16 protein-coding genes are annotated in these 16,927 nt (G+C 36.9%); 3 read left to right on the forward strand and 13 right to left on the reverse strand.

Annotated features, from left to right (window positions below; all coding sequences use genetic code 11):
- Positions 1 to 26: 26 nt before the first annotated feature.
- Positions 27 to 434 (reverse strand): OsmC family protein, encoded by a 408-nt coding sequence (locus ACT53H_RS07125; protein ID WP_151828050.1) that lies wholly within the window; start codon positions 432 to 434, stop codon positions 27 to 29.
- A gap of 216 nt (positions 435 to 650) precedes the next feature.
- Here ACT53H_RS07125 and ACT53H_RS07130 point away from each other — a divergent pair, with 216 nt between their 5' ends.
- Positions 651 to 1,241 carry a YceI family protein gene (locus tag ACT53H_RS07130; protein ID WP_174739716.1) on the forward strand — a complete coding sequence of 197 codons (591 nt, stop codon included), beginning with the start codon at positions 651 to 653 and terminating at the stop codon, positions 1,239 to 1,241.
- A 44-nt stretch (positions 1,242 to 1,285) separates the two neighbouring features.
- Here ACT53H_RS07130 and ACT53H_RS07135 read toward each other — a convergent pair whose 3' ends face one another.
- Positions 1,286 to 1,876: a lecithin retinol acyltransferase family protein gene (locus ACT53H_RS07135; RefSeq protein WP_476008932.1), complete on the reverse strand. Its 591-nt coding sequence runs from the start codon at positions 1,874 to 1,876 to the stop codon at positions 1,286 to 1,288.
- Positions 1,877 to 2,067: 191 nt separating this feature from the next.
- Here ACT53H_RS07135 and ACT53H_RS07140 point away from each other — a divergent pair, with 191 nt between their 5' ends.
- Positions 2,068 to 2,814 carry a phosphodiester glycosidase family protein gene (locus ACT53H_RS07140; RefSeq protein ID WP_476008933.1) on the forward strand — a complete coding sequence of 249 codons (747 nt, stop codon included), beginning with the start codon at positions 2,068 to 2,070 and terminating at the stop codon, positions 2,812 to 2,814.
- A gap of 35 nt (positions 2,815 to 2,849) precedes the next feature.
- Here the strand turns inward: ACT53H_RS07140 and ACT53H_RS07145 are convergent, their stop codons facing one another.
- The 4 genes from ACT53H_RS07145 to putA all read right to left on the reverse strand — a co-directional run bounded on the left by ACT53H_RS07145 (position 2,850) and on the right by putA (position 8,852).
- Positions 2,850 to 3,080 carry a hypothetical protein gene (locus ACT53H_RS07145; protein WP_003651412.1) on the reverse strand — a complete coding sequence of 77 codons (231 nt, stop codon included), beginning with the start codon at positions 3,078 to 3,080 and terminating at the stop codon, positions 2,850 to 2,852.
- A gap of 248 nt (positions 3,081 to 3,328) precedes the next feature.
- Complete coding sequence (gene trmA / locus ACT53H_RS07150; protein WP_416715591.1) at positions 3,329 to 4,414, reverse strand: tRNA (uridine(54)-C5)-methyltransferase TrmA; 1,086 nt, start codon at positions 4,412 to 4,414, stop codon at positions 3,329 to 3,331.
- A 106-nt stretch (positions 4,415 to 4,520) separates the two neighbouring features.
- Complete coding sequence (locus ACT53H_RS07155) at positions 4,521 to 4,994, reverse strand: GrpB family protein (protein ID WP_476008934.1); 474 nt, start codon at positions 4,992 to 4,994, stop codon at positions 4,521 to 4,523.
- 105 nt (positions 4,995 to 5,099) lie between these two features.
- Positions 5,100 to 8,852, reverse strand: a complete 3,753-nt coding sequence (gene putA / locus ACT53H_RS07160; RefSeq protein WP_476008935.1) for a trifunctional transcriptional regulator/proline dehydrogenase/L-glutamate gamma-semialdehyde dehydrogenase — start codon at positions 8,850 to 8,852, stop codon at positions 5,100 to 5,102.
- Between the two features lie 124 nt (positions 8,853 to 8,976).
- On the opposite strand from putA, the gene ACT53H_RS07165 reads away from it, so the two are divergent.
- Positions 8,977 to 9,465, forward strand: coding sequence for an Lrp/AsnC ligand binding domain-containing protein (locus ACT53H_RS07165; protein WP_004792785.1), 489 nt, complete (start codon positions 8,977 to 8,979; stop codon positions 9,463 to 9,465).
- Between the two features lie 33 nt (positions 9,466 to 9,498).
- Here the strand turns inward: ACT53H_RS07165 and putP are convergent, their stop codons facing one another.
- From putP to ACT53H_RS07200, 7 genes are all read right to left on the reverse strand, one after another.
- On the reverse strand, positions 9,499 to 10,989 hold the full coding sequence (gene putP, locus ACT53H_RS07170; RefSeq protein WP_004792784.1) for a sodium/proline symporter PutP: 1,491 nt from the start codon (positions 10,987 to 10,989) through the stop codon (positions 9,499 to 9,501).
- A gap of 400 nt (positions 10,990 to 11,389) precedes the next feature.
- A complete protein-coding gene (locus ACT53H_RS07175; protein ID WP_476008936.1) occupies positions 11,390 to 12,097 on the reverse strand; it encodes an SIR2 family NAD-dependent protein deacylase in 708 nt (235 codons plus the stop codon).
- A 91-nt stretch (positions 12,098 to 12,188) separates the two neighbouring features.
- Positions 12,189 to 12,563, reverse strand: coding sequence for a glycine cleavage system protein GcvH (gene gcvH / locus ACT53H_RS07180; RefSeq protein WP_005069578.1), 375 nt, complete (start codon positions 12,561 to 12,563; stop codon positions 12,189 to 12,191).
- A 37-nt stretch (positions 12,564 to 12,600) separates the two neighbouring features.
- A complete protein-coding gene (locus ACT53H_RS07185) occupies positions 12,601 to 13,626 on the reverse strand; it encodes an AraC family transcriptional regulator (RefSeq protein WP_474769893.1) in 1,026 nt (341 codons plus the stop codon).
- Positions 13,627 to 13,733: 107 nt separating this feature from the next.
- A complete protein-coding gene (locus ACT53H_RS07190; protein WP_004792778.1) occupies positions 13,734 to 14,174 on the reverse strand; it encodes a MaoC family dehydratase in 441 nt (146 codons plus the stop codon).
- Positions 14,174 to 16,021 carry an ABC transporter ATP-binding protein gene (locus tag ACT53H_RS07195; RefSeq protein WP_238611163.1) on the reverse strand — a complete coding sequence of 616 codons (1,848 nt, stop codon included), beginning with the start codon at positions 16,019 to 16,021 and terminating at the stop codon, positions 14,174 to 14,176. Before ACT53H_RS07195 ends, ACT53H_RS07190 begins: the two co-directional genes overlap by 1 nt.
- Before the next feature lie 367 nt (positions 16,022 to 16,388).
- Positions 16,389 to 16,925 carry a DUF2058 domain-containing protein gene (locus tag ACT53H_RS07200; RefSeq protein WP_174746469.1) on the reverse strand — a complete coding sequence of 179 codons (537 nt, stop codon included), beginning with the start codon at positions 16,923 to 16,925 and terminating at the stop codon, positions 16,389 to 16,391.
- Positions 16,926 to 16,927: the final 2 nt, after the last annotated feature.

Genomic DNA, 16,927 nt, shown 5'->3' on the forward strand with positions numbered 1-16,927 from the left:
TGGAGCGCTTTTTTTATATTTGAAGATTAAATGCTAAGTTCGGTTTGAATATTAATTTGAGACGTCAGTAATTTATGAATAGGGCAGTTTTCAGCAACTTTTAATAATCGCTTGTGCTGGTCTTCCGTGAATTCACCTTTAAGCGTGATTTTGCGTTCAATATTATTTTGGCCTTTCTCAGGCTCACCATTTGGGTTTAATGATAAGTCCACTTGAACATGATCAATCTTAATACCTTTAAGATTCGCATACATCTCTAATGTGATGGTAGTGCAAGCACCTAAAGCAGACAGTAAGATTTGAACTGGGTTTGGTGCAGTATCTTGCCCACCTTTATCGGTAGGTTCATCAGCAAACCATTGGTGACCTGAAGGATCGGTAAGAGTTACTCGATATGGAGTGGAAGTACTTTGTGCTTGAGCAGTGTTAGCCATGTTTTACCTTATTATTAATCAAAAATCGAAGTAAAAACGAATTAATTTAAGAATCCAGACACGGTACGATAGTACCTATACTTTATAATATTGTTTTTAAATAATAACTGTAACGCTTTTATTGTTGCATGGATGAAACATATCGTTTTATAAAGAATAGTGAATTAAATTACTTGATGTATACACTAATGACTATATCAATAAAGGATACGAAAAATGCATCTTAAAACATTAAGCTTCGGTTTGGCAGTAGCATTGGCTAGTTCAGTTACTCTAGCTGCTCCAGTTGACTACAAAATTGATCCAACACATACAGCTACTGTTTTCTCGTGGAATCACTTTGGTTTTTCTACTCCAAGCGCTAACTTCTCAGATATCCAAGGTGTAATTAAAGTTGATAATGCTAAACCAGCAAACTCATCTGTTAATGTAACTATTCCTTTAAGCAGCGTAAATACAAACGTTCCTGCTTTGGATAAAGAGTTCCAAGAAGAAGCTTGGTTTAATGCAGCTAAATATCCAAACATTACTTTTAAAAGTACTAAAGTTGAAACTAAAGACAAAAAGCACTTTAAAATTACTGGTGATTTAACTGTTAAAGGTGTAACTAAACCTGTTGTACTTGATGCTGTTTTAAATAAGCAAGGCGAGCATCCAATGGCGAAAGTTCCAGCGATTGGTTTTAATGCTACAACTTCATTCAATCGTTCTGAATTTGGTCTAGGAAGTTATGTGCCGAACGTTGGTGATAAGATCACTGTAAATATTACCACTGAAGCAACTGCTGCTAGTGCAGCTAAAAAATAAGTTTTAAGTTTTCTAAAAAGCCCTCAAATATGAGGGCTTTTTTATTAAATTGGTTCTTTTTTATCTGGATCTAAGAATACTAAGGGTGCTGAAGGATCAATATTCCTTCGTTTAGATTTTTCTCTTAGGAATTGGTAAGTAGGGATCTTCATTTTTGCCTGATCACGTAGTTTCTTTTTAATATAAAGAACAAGAGCAAAACATGTGGTTGCGACAGTAAGCATCATACCATTCATATAGCTCATGATTGAACTTACATAACCGATGGTCGTTAATCGGTGCATCATACGTTCAACTTGGGTACTACTTTCAATTCCAGTAATTGCCCAACTGCATAAATGTTCGCAGTTGTTAATAATTAGATGGTAATTGTTTTCATGCATACGTGAACGCATGCGGCGCACGATAGCTTTGCCTTTATAGCGCGGCTTGTCATAAGAGCGAACGTGTATTTTTTTGCCATGCGAGAATGCATCTATTGAAGTGATTTCAATTGGGCGTTTTTTGATGAAATGCGCTAAGCCTGAATAATGGATAACTCGACCTCTCCCAGCATATATACCATGATGGCTATAGCCGAGATGTTTTACGATGAGATGAGCCCCTAGGGGGTAGCGCTTATTCGGTTGTTGCATGCTTACGCTGATCCAATAAAGTGTAAATGGCTTTTATTGAAAGCTGCCAACATTATAACCAATATCAGTCATGTGGAGTGTATTGATTACGTCGAATGAATGAGTTTGGTACATACCTAATCTATTTGTCTTTATTGTATATAATTTAAAGATTTCATATGAAGGAAAAATGTCATGCTTGGGGACACTAAATGAAATGGTTGATATGGTGCTTAACGATATATGGTCTTTTGATTCAGTCTGTCTATGCCATAGAACATCAGAAACTTAAAACGGCGGAGGGCGATCAATATGATGTGATTGCAATTAGCAATTTAAAACAGTTGCGTCTTTTTCTTAAGAATTCCACTAATCAAAAGTATTACAAAAGCTTTAATAATATTCAGAAAAATTTAAAACGATGTGAGCATCTTTCTTTTGCAATGAATGCAGGGATGTTTCATCCGGGATTTTCTCCAGTAGGGCTGTATGTTGAACAGGCTAAAGTAATTCAGCCATTAAATGAAAATAAAGGATGGGGAAATTTCTTTTTACAGCCGAATGGAGTGCTAGGTTGGAATAAAAAACAGGCCTTTATTTTAACAACACAGCAATATAGTCGACGCGATTTGCACGTTGAGTATGCGACACAATCTGGCCCGATGTTAGTTATTGATGGGAAGATAAACTCCCTTTTTTTACCAGACTCTCAATCGAACAAAATTCGTAATGGCGTGGGTATTCGAAATAATAAGCTCTACTTTGTAATATCGAAACATAGCGTGAGTTTCTATAGAGTTGCTCAGTTCTTTCAAAGAAATCTTAAGGTAGAGCAGGCTTTATATCTTGATGGTTCTATTTCTAGTTTATATATTCAAAAAAACAAGCGTAATGATCAATTATTTGAAATGGGGCCAATAGTTGGTTCGGTTGATCAGACAGATTGCCAAATAAAGTGAAATATAAAAAAGCCAGTACAAGACTGGCTTTTTTATTAGTGAATAGATGGTTTTTGAGTGAGTTCATTTAACTCTTTTCGGCTATAACCACGGGAAATAAGAACTTTTTTTATTCCCTTAATGACATCTTCATCTGTTGCTAGTGCAAGAGCACTTAGAAGTTGTTCATTTGTTTTACATGAGCAGTCATTTTCAACACAAGCAGTTTGGTTTTTATGCTCGTTATGCTGTTGATCTGCTAAGAACAGCTTTTGCCAAAAACTCATAGAGCCTTCATATACAACCTAACATAGCTCGAAATATAGCCAATTTAAAATAAAATACAAGTCTCTATAAGTGATAAATCCACCAATTGAACTCAAGAATTTTCGATAGGAATGCTAGAGTTAAACGAAATTATGACGAATAGATGACTTGATATTTTTTGAAAATTTAAATACTTAACTAATAAAGTGTTAAAAAATAAGGAGGTATATAACCTCCTTACTTAAAACTTTACAATGAAAGATTTTGTTTAAATCTTCTCAAGTAATACACCTGACTCAACATGATGCGTATAAGGGAATTGATCGAACAATGCAAACTTAGTAATACGGTGAGTTAAACCTAATATTTTTAAGTTCTCATACAGTGTATCTGGGTTGCATGAAATATAAATAATACGTTCAAAACCCTGTAATAATTTCAAAGTTTCGTCATCAATCCCTGCACGTGGGGGATCAACAAATACGGTATCAAAGTCATAGCTCTGAATATCAATATTTGCTTCTTGTAGACGGCGGAATTCGCGCTCACCTTGATAAGCTTGAGTGAATTCTTCAGCTGAAAGGCGGGCTACTTGAATATTATCAATCTGATTTTGTTCGATGTTCCATTGAGCAGCATAAACAGAGGATTTTGCAAGTTCTGTTGCCAAAACGCGTTCAAACTTTAAAGAAAGCGGAAGAGTAAAGTTACCATTACCACAGTACAGCTCTAATAAGTGTTTTTTCGATCCTTCAGCTGCATCGCATGCCCATTGCAGCATTTTTTTGCAAACCTGTGCATTTGGCTGAGTAAAGCTACTTTCAATTTGTTTGTATTTAAATGAACGGTTTAAAAGTTCGAATTCTTCAACGACGAAATCATCGCCAATAATAATTTTCTGGCCACGACTGCGGCCCATAATTTTAATGTCTAATTTCTCAGCAAGCGCTTTAGCTGCCTGTTCCCATTCTTGATCTAGTTTACGGTGGTAAATTAAGGTAACTAACATTTCTCCGCTAAGTGTAGCGAGGAAATCAGCTTCAAATATACGGTTAGAAAGCTTGGGTTCCGCTTTGAGTTCTTCCAAAAGTTTTGGCATTAAATCATTAATGCTTTGGTCCGCAATAGGAAACTCATCAATGCGTACAACTGTTTTTTGCTTGTCATCATCGTTACGTTCAAACATGGCATAGAACATGTCATTTTCTGTATGCCAGATACGAAACTCAGCACGCATACGGAAATGTTGTTCAGGTGACTCAAACACTTCTAATGTAGGTGGAGTAAATTCAGAAAATTGGGCAGTAATGCGGTCAATTTTAGTTTGAAGTTGTTGATGATAAGAAGAGGTCATAGACAAAGAAAATTTAGACAGAATCAAATAGTGAATGGTATCAAAAAAAACGGAGTTACAGGAGCCAATTTTAGCTAGATATCGATAAGCAAGACTAACGTTAAAATTAAGGATGTTTCAAAATGCGATTAATAAAATCTGCTTTTATTGTTCTATATTGGTCATGGTCTAAATAGCTACACTCTAATTTTAACTGGTTATATTCGTTGACTAGAGCTGGAGAATCCATAAGTTTATTTCTAAATGTTAAGAAAAATGTGAATACTGAATCCGTTACTACAATTTGAAATGCCACATCATCGTTGTTGAGTGATTCGAGCATACAAAGCTCATCTGTCCTTAGTGTATTTTGCTTCTCCATAAAATTAAGTGCTTTTAACTGCGCTATTGCGAATTCAAATTGATCAGGTTTAACTTCAACGTAAATATCTAGATCACCTTTTGAAATTGCATTCGGTATTGCAGATGAACCAATGTGTTCAATTTTGGCAAAGGGTAGAAGTGTAGAAATATATTTTTTATACGAATTAAAAAGTTGAACGCATCTTTGTTGATATTGTTCTGGTTCTAAAAAGACCATTATGAAAATCTCGATTTGATAAAATTTATATATTTAAGAATAGATTACTTTATTAAATAAAAAAGCCCAAATACTGAGATTTGGGCTTTTTTAGAAAATTATCGATTAATCAGTCATTGTCATTAAGCTTGCGTTACCACCAGCTGCAGCTGTATTCACACTAATTGCACGTTCAATCACTAAACGTTCAAGTGGAATAGTTTCATTCGGCTCAACGTGTGTAATACCCACGATTGCACCAGAACGTTTAGCAACTTCTTGCTGTAATGAGAAGATTTCTTCACGGTTACCATGATGTAAAACTGCATCAAAATCATCTGATGTGATGTTTTTAACCGTAGTAATTGCTGCAAGCACATCTTTTGGCAAAGTTTGTTTGTATTTTGCCAATAATGGACTATTTGGCATTACTGCTGCTTGGCTACCTACTGCAAAAATTGCGAGCAACTGATGCAATTGATTTTGTTCAGTGTCTGCAATCGAAAGAACACGATGACGCGGCAAAATAATATATTGGTTACTTTCCCCAGTAGGGCCTTGTAACTCATAGAATTTACCAACACCAAATGGTTCAATCTCACGATTTGCTTGCGGTAAATGCTGCTTCGCCCAATTTTGTAAGCTTTGATAAACCTCACGGTTAAAGCCTTCAAAAGCAGTTTGTTCAGTCTTCATGGCAAATGGTGTTGCCAATACTTTGTTTGAACAATGTTGCATTAAGCGATACATGTAAAGCGGACCGCCAGCTTTTGGACCTGTACCAGATAGACCTTCACCTCCGAATGGTTGAACACCAACAACAGCACCAACAATATTACGGTTGATATAAAGGTTACCCACTTCAGCATGTTGAATGACTGTTTGGATGGTTTCATCAATACGGGTATGTAGACCCATTGTTAAACCATAACCTTTGGCATTAATTCGTGAAATGAGTTGTTCAAGCTCACCATACTTATAGGTAATGATGTGTAAAACTGGACCAAAAACTTCGCGTTGTAAGTCATCAAGATTAGGAAGTTCAATTGCTGTTGGTACAACAAAAGTTCCTTTATCTAATTCATTTTGGCTTGTTGCTCCAAACATCAACTGATGTACAGGGTAGCCTTTAGACTTCATTTTTTGGATGTGCTGGTCAATCGTCTGTTTTGCTTCGTCATCAATAACAGGACCAATGTCAGTTTTTAAAATTGCAGGGTTACCTACGATCAACTGTTGCATTGCACCTTTAAGCATTTTAATAACGGTTGCAGCACTGTCTTCTTGCACACATAAAATACGTAAAGCAGAGCAACGCTGACCCGCGCTATCAAAAGCAGAACTAACAACATCAAGCACAACTTGTTCAGTTAAAGCTGAGGAGTCCACAATCATGGCGTTTTGACCGCCAGTCTCTGCAATGAGAGGGATAGATTGACCATTATCAGATAAACGTTTCGCAACAGTTTTCTGTAAAATTTTTGCAACTTCAGTCGAGCCAGTAAACATGATGCCATCGATACGACTATCTTGGCTAAGCTGAGCACCCACTGTTTCACCACGACCAGGAAGTAGCTGTACAGCACCATGTGGAATACCAGCTTCCCATAAAATCTGAACTGCTTGAGCTGCGATTAATGGTGTTTGTTCAGCAGGTTTAGCAATAACACAGTTACCACTCACTAATGCTGCAGCAATTTGGCCAGAGAAAATCGCAAGAGGGAAGTTCCATGGGCTAATACAAAGTACAGTACCTAAAGGCTGAATAGCTGTATTTGCAGGAAGATTCTCAACTTGAGTTGCGTAGTAACGTAGGAAATCTACAGCTTCACGAACTTCTGCAATGGCATTGGCATAAGTTTTCCCGCTTTCACGGCAAAGTAAAACCATCAATTCTTGAATGCGACTTTCCATTAGGTCAGCTGCACGTTTTAAGTGTTGAGCACGCTGTTCTTTAGGCGTATTTGACCATTCTGATTGAGCTTGTTCAGCTGCAGTAAGAGCGATTTCGACATGCTTAAGATCAGCTTCTTGTACATAACCAACAATTTCATCATTTTGTGCTGGGTTTGTAATTGCAACAGAATGACCTTGCTCTAATGAATCGTTATTTGCCAATAATGGATGGCTTTGCCAAACACGATTACGTAATTCTTGAGCTTTGCTGTCTAGAGCTGCAAGTGGAGCATCATTTGCTAAATCATAGCCTTTAGAGTTTTTACGAAGTGTTCCGTATATATCTAAAGGTAGTGGAATAGATGGATGTTTTAAACCAATCGAACCCTCAAGCTTAGCTGCATTACGAATATCGTAAATTGGAGACTGAATAAGATCATCAACTTTAAGCGTTTTATCGGCAATACGGTTAACGAATGAAGTATTCGCGCCATTTTCAAGTAAACGACGAACTAAATAAGCCAACAAAGTTTCATGGTTACCAACAGGAGCATAAATACGGCATGGCACGCCTAATTTATTTTGCTCACGTGGACCAACAACTTGTTCATAAAGCGGCTCGCCCATGCCATGTAAACATTGGAACTCATACTGACCAGCATAATATTTGCTTGGATCAGCTAAATGATAGATCGTTGCCAATGTTTGAGCATTATGAGTAGCAAATTGCGGATAGATGAACTCTGGCGCTGCAAGTAATTTTTTAGCACAAGCGATATAAGATAAATCGGTATGTACTTTACGAGTGAAGACAGGGTAGTCATCCATACCTTCGATTTGCGCTTTCTTAATTTCGCTATCCCAATACGCACCTTTCACAAGACGGATCATGAGGCGTTTTTGGCTGCGTTTAGCAAGGTCAATAATATAATCAACCACGAAGAAACAGCGTTTTTGATAAGCTTGAATAACGAAACCGATGCCTTTCCAGTTTGCAAGTTCTGGCTCGAAGCAAAGACGTTCAAGTAATTCAAGCGAAATTTCTAAGCGTTCTGATTCTTCTGCATCAATATTTAAACCAATATTGTAATTTTTAGCCAAAAGAGCGAGTTCAAATACTTTGCCGTAAAGTTCTTGATGAACACGTTCAATTTGCGCGCGTTGATAGCGAGGGTGTAAAGCAGAAAGCTTGATTGAAATACCTGGGCCATCATAAACGCCTTTACCATTAGATGCTTTACCAATTGCATGAATAGCTTGCGTATAATCGTTAAAGTAACGTTCAGCATCATGTTCGGTTAAGGCTGCTTCACCCAACATATCGTAAGAATAACGGAACCCTTTGTCTTCGAGTACTTTCGCATGGTCTACAGCTTCTTCAATGGTTTCACCAGTCACAAACTGCTCACCCATCATACGCATTGCGACGTCAACAGCTTTACGAATAATGCCACGACCACTACGTGCTAAGAGCCCAGTAAGTACACTTGAAAGACTGGTTTGCTTTGGAGTTTCCATAAGCTTACCAGTTAACATGAGGCCCCATGCAGCAGCATTTACAAACATTAAGCTGCTTTGGCCAACGTGTTCTTTCCAGTTACCCTGATTGATCTTATCTCGAATAAGCAAATCACGTGTTGCTGAATCAGGAATACGAAGCAAAGCTTCAGCAAGACACATGAGTGCCACGCCTTCTTGTGAAGAAAGAGAAAATTCTTGTAATAACCCTTGAACAATACCTGCTTTACCCGAAGAGGTCTTACGTTCACGTAAATTATTAGCAAGATTAAAAGCAAGGTCATAAATTTTATGATCTAAATCATCAGATACCGCAGCAGCTTGTAATAGCTCTTCTACAGCTTCTGGTTCAGCACGTCGCCAAGCTGTATTGATGCGTTGTTCAAACTCACTTTTATCGTTGAATTCGGTGATATAGCCTTGGTGAGATTTATCCATTTGATGAAAAGTATCCATTGTGTTCATATCTGTTTCCGCCAACCAGCTCTCGTAAACTCATCTTGAGTAGAGAGGTTTAGATAATTTATCATTACAGAAGAAACACCGAATAACTCACTATATTTAGCCAATTTTTTAGAGGAAAATTCAGATGAATGGCCCAATATTAAGCCTTGACCGCACTGATTTAAAAATTTTGGATATTCTTCAAACAGATGGGCGAATTTCTAATAGTAAATTGGCCGAACTTGTGAATTTATCTCCAACAGCTGTGATGGCCCGAGTTCAGAAATTAACGAAAGATGAATTCATCTTAGGATATGAAGCTAAATTAAATCCAGTTAAGTTAAATGCTAATTTTCTGGTGTTTGTTGAGGTATTACTGGATAAAACGACACCTAACGTTTTAGATGAATTTATTGATGCTGTGGTGCACTATCCGGAAATTGTTGAATGCCATATGGTGAGTGGTGGCTTTGATTTTCTAATTAAATTACGCAGTGGCAGTATGGAGGAATTTAGACGCATTGCTGGGCAGGTGTTGTGGCAATTGCCCGGAGTCAAAGAGACTCGTAGTTATCCAGTCATGCAAGTGGTAAAAGACACTTCTAAAATTAAAATTAAAACCAAGAATAAATAAAGGGGCCGAAGCCCCTTTATTTATTTCAATAACTTATACACTTTCTTTGTAGAGTTCATCTGCTTTTTCAAAACGCCCAGTTACCGTAGTATTTGGCGCTTTAGTTAAAAGACTAACAACAATGATGCTAATAAATGCAAGGATAAAGCCTGGAATAATTTCGTAAACACCTGTGCTTGCGAAAAGATTTTTCCAGCCAATTACTACAACTGCACCAACGATCATACCAGCTAAAGCACCTTGTAAATTCATACGTTTCCAGAACAATGACAAGATGATAAGCGGACCAAACGCTGCACCGAAGCCAGCCCATGCATAAGCAACAAGACCAAGAACCTTACTATCAGGGTTCCCTGCAAGAAAAATTGCAAGAAGAGCAATGGCAAGAACCATGAGACGACCAACCCATACGAGTTCTTTTTGAGATGCATTTTTACGGAGGAAACCTTTGTATAAATCTTCAGTTAAAGCACTTGAACATACCAAAAGTTGACAGCTTAGCGTGCTCATAACGGCAGCTAAAATTGCAGCCAAAATGATACCCACAATCCATGGATTGAATAAAATTTTAGTCAATTCCATGAATACAGTTTCAGGGTTTTTACTCACAACTGCTGCTAATTCAGGGTGTTGTTCAAAATAAGCAATACCGAAGAAACCCGCACCTACAGCACCGATTAAGCATAAAATCATCCACGTCATACCGATGCGACGAGCAGCAGGAATAGATTTTACTGAATCAGCCGCCATGAAACGTACAAGAATGTGGGGTTGACCAAAGTAACCGAGGCCCCATGCCATGGAGGATAAAACTGCTACCACCCCAAAATCTGAGAAGATGTTAAATGCATGTGGACGAGCAGTTTCAATTAGGGTAACAAAATGAGTTGTGTCCCCGATTGCAAGATAAGTCACAATTGGTGTTAACAATAGAGCAAAAATCATCAATCCAGCTTGGAATGTATCAGTCCAGCTAATTGCTAAGAATCCACCAATACAAACATAACTGATGGTTGCAATAGCACTGAGCCAAATGGCTGTGTTGTATGACATGCCGAATAAATTTTCAAATAAACGGGCACCAGCTACCATGCCTGAAGCACAGTAAATAGCGAAGAAAACCAAGATGATAACGGCAGAGAAAATGCGAAGTACTTTTTTCTGATCATCAAAACGGCTTGTAAAATAATCTGGCAAAGTTAATGCATTGTTTTGAATTTCAGTATGAACGCGTAATCGACCAGCAACCAGTAGCCAGTTAAGCCAAGCACCGATAATTAGACCAATTGCAATCCACGCTTCAGATAGACCAGAAAGATAAATCGCTCCAGGTAAACCCATGAGTAGCCAGCCACTCATGTCTGATGCGCCTGCGGATAACGCAGTAACGAAACTGCCTAAACTACGACCACCGAGAATATAATCGGAGAAGTCGCTTGTAGCACGGTAGGCAAATAAGCCAATAAGTACCATTGCTACGATGTACACCATAAACATGATGAGGGTGGGATCAAAATAACTCATGATGGATGTGTGTCCTTATATCCATAATCCGTGATTGTAACCTAATCCAGGTCGCTGTTTTCTTGTACGGCATTCAAGAGGTTGAGATTCAACCACAAAAGATTTTTTTTACTCTGTTATTTTTATATTGTACTTTTGTATCATTGTGTAACTTAAAATAAGTGGGTTTTTAAAGAGAAAAATTATAATATTAATCATTAGCTTATAATTTTTTAATATTTGTTTTTTTTAAATTTTGGGGAGAATAAAAAATATTTCAAAAAAATAACTCTAAATCTAGTTACAAAATGGTTAGGAGATAAAGTTTTATTGAGCAAAATTAGAACAATGTTAGGAAGTTTTATCTAAAAGATAGTAGTTTTTATTCAAATTACATTTATTTAATCCTTAAAATTAGCAATTAATTGGTTAAATTTTCAAAAAGTTCATGCATTCCTTGAGTCGCTGACATCTTTAATAATTCGTATTGTTGAGGAACACGTCCATGATCTGCTTGGGGATCTATATAGTAAGCTTTACATTGAGCTGCAATTTCATGCACTAAACCCGCAACCGGATATACGCTTAATGTAGAGCCGATTACAATAAAAATATCTGCACTTTGCACGACTCTAATTGCTTCTTCATAAACAGGTACAGCTTCACCAAACCAAACAACATGTGGACGAAGGGGATAACCATCTGGACACAGGTCATGTTCTAAATCTAATTTCCAACCGTTAATGACATAAAATTGAGTTGTAAATTGTGCATTTGGGCCAGAACTCTTTGCTAAACGAATGTTTCCATGCAAATGTAAAACTTTGGTACTTCCGGCACGTTCATGTAAATCATCAATGTTTTGAGTAATAACTTGTACGTCAAAATAGTCTTGTAACTTTGCAATATATTGATGAGCTGAATTGGGTTGAGATTCTAAAATATTTTTACGTCGTTCATTGTAAAAGCGTTGAACTAGAGCAGGGTTCTTTTGCCATGCTTCAGGTGTGGCAACTTGTTGGATGTCGTAATTTTCCCATAGACCATTACTGTCACGAAAAGTGCTAATTCCACTTTCGGCACTCATGCCAGCGCCAGAGAATACAACAAGCTTTGTCATAGAGGTCACCGATTCGTAAAACTGAATTTGAATAGATAAAGAAAAAACCAGTTTAAGACTAAACTGGTTTTTATTAAATATGAAAAGCTTTAGCTATCTTTTATAAGCCAGCTTCATATTCTGCATTTGTTAAAAGTTTTTCAACATCTGCAATGTTGTCTGGTTTGATTTTATAAATCCAACCTTTACCATATGGATCGTCATTTACAAAATCAGGATCATCTTCAAGGTCAGTATTTACTTCTACTACAGTACCTGAAACAGGAGCATGGATGTCAGAAGCAGTTTTTACTGATTCAACCACACCAGCTTGTTCGCCAGCAGTAACTTTACTCCCAACTTCTGGAGTTTCAACGTAAACCAAATCGCCAAGTTCATCTTGTGCATGATCGGTAATCCCTGTAATAACAAGATCACCCTCAATCTTTACCCACTCATGTGTACGTGCATACTTCAGTTCCGAAGGATGATTCATGGTAACTCCTTAAGCTTGTGTCCAATAGTTTTAAAAATTATAAGTATGGGTCTTTACGCCAGTTGCTCGGACTGCGGCCGCTCCAGCGTTTAAAAGCACGGCTAAAATTTGCAACGTCCGAATAGCCAAGTTCATCAGCAATTTGTTCAAGACTATAATCTGTACGTGAAAGTAAAGATGTTGCATGTCGATAGCGTACTTCATCAACTAAAGTTGAAAATGATGTTCCTTCCGCTGCTAATTGACGTTTGAGTGTTCGATCAGACATATGTAGACATTCAGCTACATTTTCGATGCTTAAATAATGTTGTTCAGAATTACTTAAAATATCACGAACTCGCATTGCTAAACGACGGCGTTCACCTAAAGCGGATAGTTCAGCTTCGCACTGATTAATAGCAACTTGACTTGCGATAGGGTCAGCATTAACCAATTTAATTCCTAAATATTTTTTATCGAAACTTGAAATTAAATGAGGTTGGTTAAAGCGAATTGTGCTGCTTAGCTTATTTCTATATTTGTCAAAACCTACTGGTTCTGGGAAATCTAAATCTACATCACCAGCTAAATCTTCAATACCAGTAATCGCTTTCGCCATGCTCATGATACCAATGGTTAAACCTAAAACGATTTCTGTACGCAAAGGTTCAAGTTCAATATCACACTGTAATTGTAAGGTTGCTTTGGGCCCAAAAGTTGAGAAATATAATTGTAAAAAGGGTAAGCGTAGCTGAATAAAGCGAGCCGCAAGAGCAATTGCTTCAGTAATATCTTTGGCTGTCATAATTGCATAGCCAATGAAGCCATGAATTGAAATACGCATTTGAGTACCAAGATGGTAACCCAACGTAGTTTCGCCAGTTAAATTAAGCGCGTGTTTTACCAGTTCATTTGCTACTGGTGTAGAAATACGATAGTCAGGATCCGCCAGTTGCTCGCTAGTAAGATGAAATGGAGCAAATAATGTTTCGTCGTTGTATCCCCAACGTGAAACAACATCTAATAGCAATAAGCCATAGACACCCGGAATACCCTGATCTTGACGAGCTGAGGTAATTTTCATATGCGTTCCATTGCTCTCATCAATTTTTCACATGCATTTCTTACACATATTGTCATGAAATATAATCTGAGTTTATAAAAACTGTTAGACAATCATATCAACCATTTTTAAACATTTTTTTTAAAGACAACAATTTTTGTTGTTGAAATAAGTAAAACATCCCCATGTTGATTTAAGGCTTGCGTAACGTAACTAACAATACCACGATCTAATTTTGTTTTGGATGGTGTGATAGCTGAAATTTCAGCTTCAACATGAATTCTATCACCAGGTCGAGTAGGGCGTGGCCATCGTAGACTAGATTCAGAACCTATTAGGCCGCCATGAATAGGCATGCATTCTGTCCATAAACGCATAGTGATGGCTGACGTATGCCAGCCACTTGCAGCAATCCCCTGAAAAATAGGGTCATGCTTAGCTTGCTCTTCATCTGTGTGAAATGTTTGAGGGTCATAGGAGTTTGCAAATTTTTTGATTTCATCTAAGGTGATTTCATATTCACGGCTAATGAAACGATCACCAATTTTCAAATCTTCTAAATAAAGCATTAATCTTGACCCTGTAAAACTTTTTGTTCAAATAGGAAACCGCCTGTTTGGCGTTTCCATAATTGTGCATATATTCCATTTTGAGCAATTAACTCTTCATGTGTTCCTTGCTCAGCAATTCGACCTTCATCAAGAACAATTAAACGGTCCATTTGTGCAATAGTAGATAATCGGTGTGCAATTGCAATAACCGTTTTATCAACCATCAGGTCATTTAAACTGGATTGAATTGCTGCTTCAACTTCTGAATCTAGTGCACTGGTTGCTTCATCTAAAATGAGAATAGGAGCATCTTTTAAGAATACACGTGCGATAGCAATACGTTGTCTTTGACCACCAGAAAGTTTTACACCACGTTCACCGACTTGGGCGTGATATCCATTACGACCTTTTAAGTCAACCAATTGAGGTATAAATTCGGCTGCTTTGGCTTTATTTACAGCATTCTCCATCTCGGCATCAGATGCATCTGGACGGCCATATTTAATATTTTCAGCTACTGAGCGATGTAATAAAGACGTATCTTGGGTTACTAAGGCAATATTGGCTCTTAGACTATCTTGAGTCACATTTTCAATATTTTGGCCATCAATTAAAATTTCACCGTCTTTAAGATGATAAAAATGTAAAAGCAGTTGGATTAGAGTTGATTTACCTGCACCTGAACGCCCAACAATACCAATCTTTTCACCTGCTTTAATATGTAAATTGAAGTGGTCAATTACATTTTTATTGTTATAAGCAAAACTCACATCTTTAAATACAATCTCACCTTTGGCAACTTCAAGAGTTTTTGCATCTGGTTTGTCTTGAATATTGATTTTTTTACCTAATGTCTGCATACCATCTTGAATGGTTCCGACATTTTCAAATAACGCGGACATATGCCACATCATAAATTCAGCCATACTATTAAGCTTTAAAATCATGGCAGTAGTCGCTGCAATTACACCTAATGCTGCTAAACCTTGAGTCCATAGCCAAACTGACGTGCCAATAACACCAATAAATAAAACAGCTGATAGCATGTTGATACTTATTTCAAAAAGAGTGCCTAAACGCATCTGAGCATAGACTGTTGTCATAAACTCTTTCATTGAGGCTTTTGCATATTGGCTCTCACGTCCCGCATGAGCAAACAATTTAACAGTTTGAATATTGGTGTAAGCATCAGTAATGCGGCCAGTCATAACTGCTCTGGCATCAGCTTGTTGCTGAGAAACTTTACTTAAACGGGGAATAAAGAACCATGCACTTAAGAGAAATAAAGTTAACCAAACTAAAAGTGGTATTAACAAAATAGGGGAAATAGCCCCAAGGACAATGCTAACCGTAATAAAGTAAATAGCCACGTATGCTAACATGTCACCCAAAATAATCCAGAATTCACGGACTGCTAGGGCAGTTTGCATAACTTTTGCAGAAAGTCTTCCAGCAAAGTCATTATGGAAAAAATCTAAGCTTTGTTTCAATAACAGATTATGAAAACGCCAACGCAAACGCATTGGAAAAGTACTATATAAAATCTGATGTTTAATAATAGATTGAAAATTTACGAAAAAGATATTAGCAAATAAAACACTAATTAAAATTAGTAAATCAGCTGCATGTTGACTTAAAAAACTTTCAGGATGACTTTTACTTAACCAATCCACGAGTTGTCCAATCTTTGAAAAAAGTAAGGCTTCAAAGCTTGCAGCACCTGCTGTAAAAAGAATAAGTAAGAATAAGTATGGGCGTAAGCCTTCTGTCGCTTGCCAGACAAATGGGAAAAAACGAGTTGGTAAAGGTTCATCCAGACCTTTTGTTGGGTAGGGATCTACAAGTTTTTCAAACCACTTCAGCATGAATTACTACCTTTAAGACAAAAGCCACTTAATTAAGTTTTTGCAATTAAATTTACAGAAAAGTCAGTTAGATCAATATTACTTAGGTTTTTGATCTTTTGAGCATGTGTAAATACATATGAACTGATTACTTTGTACGTCATTCATTAGTACATGACGTAAAATTTGGATGTCTGAAGAAATATTCAAGACTGTCGCGAGGACTTAAAAATTATGATTTATTATATCGGGATTAATAGATAAAGTGGTGAAGGAATTTATTCTTTAAGTATTTTTTCTTAATATTTTGAACGTTTGTTAAATTAATAATTTTTAACCTAAATCGAAAAAGGCCTTTATATCTGCATCATAAAGGCCCTTGTATGTATTACCACATTAAATCATCAGGAATAACATACGCTGCATAAGGATCTTCTTCATCAGTGGCTTGTTCATTTTTCTCAGCATTATTCATTAAAATGAAACCTTGCATTTTTTGATCTATTTTTTCAGCTAAAGCTTTTGGCAAATAAGCGTATTGATCTTGGTCTTTAGCAATGACTAAGCTACCGGTAACAAGTGCATTATATACTTGCTGAGAAATATATACCTTCTTGATCTTACTCTCATCAATAAATTGATAAACACTATCGCCATCAGTATTTGAAATTTTATGATGTTTAATCATTTGAATGATTGATGCTTTGAGGGCTTTTTCCTCAAGCTGTTGTTGTTTTTCTAAGTTTAAAGCCTGATCTTTAGCTAACTTTTTTTGTTGAGCTTTTTCAATATTCGCTTTGATTGCTGGCTCATCACTTTGACCGATACGTTGCTCATGGTGAGCTTGTTTTGTTAGTTTTTTTGCTTTTTTATTATCCACTAACCCAGCTTTCAGTAGCTGTGCTTGTAAGGCATTTTTAACCATGA

The sequence above is a fragment of the Acinetobacter sp. DMC2 genome (assembly GCF_056314305.1).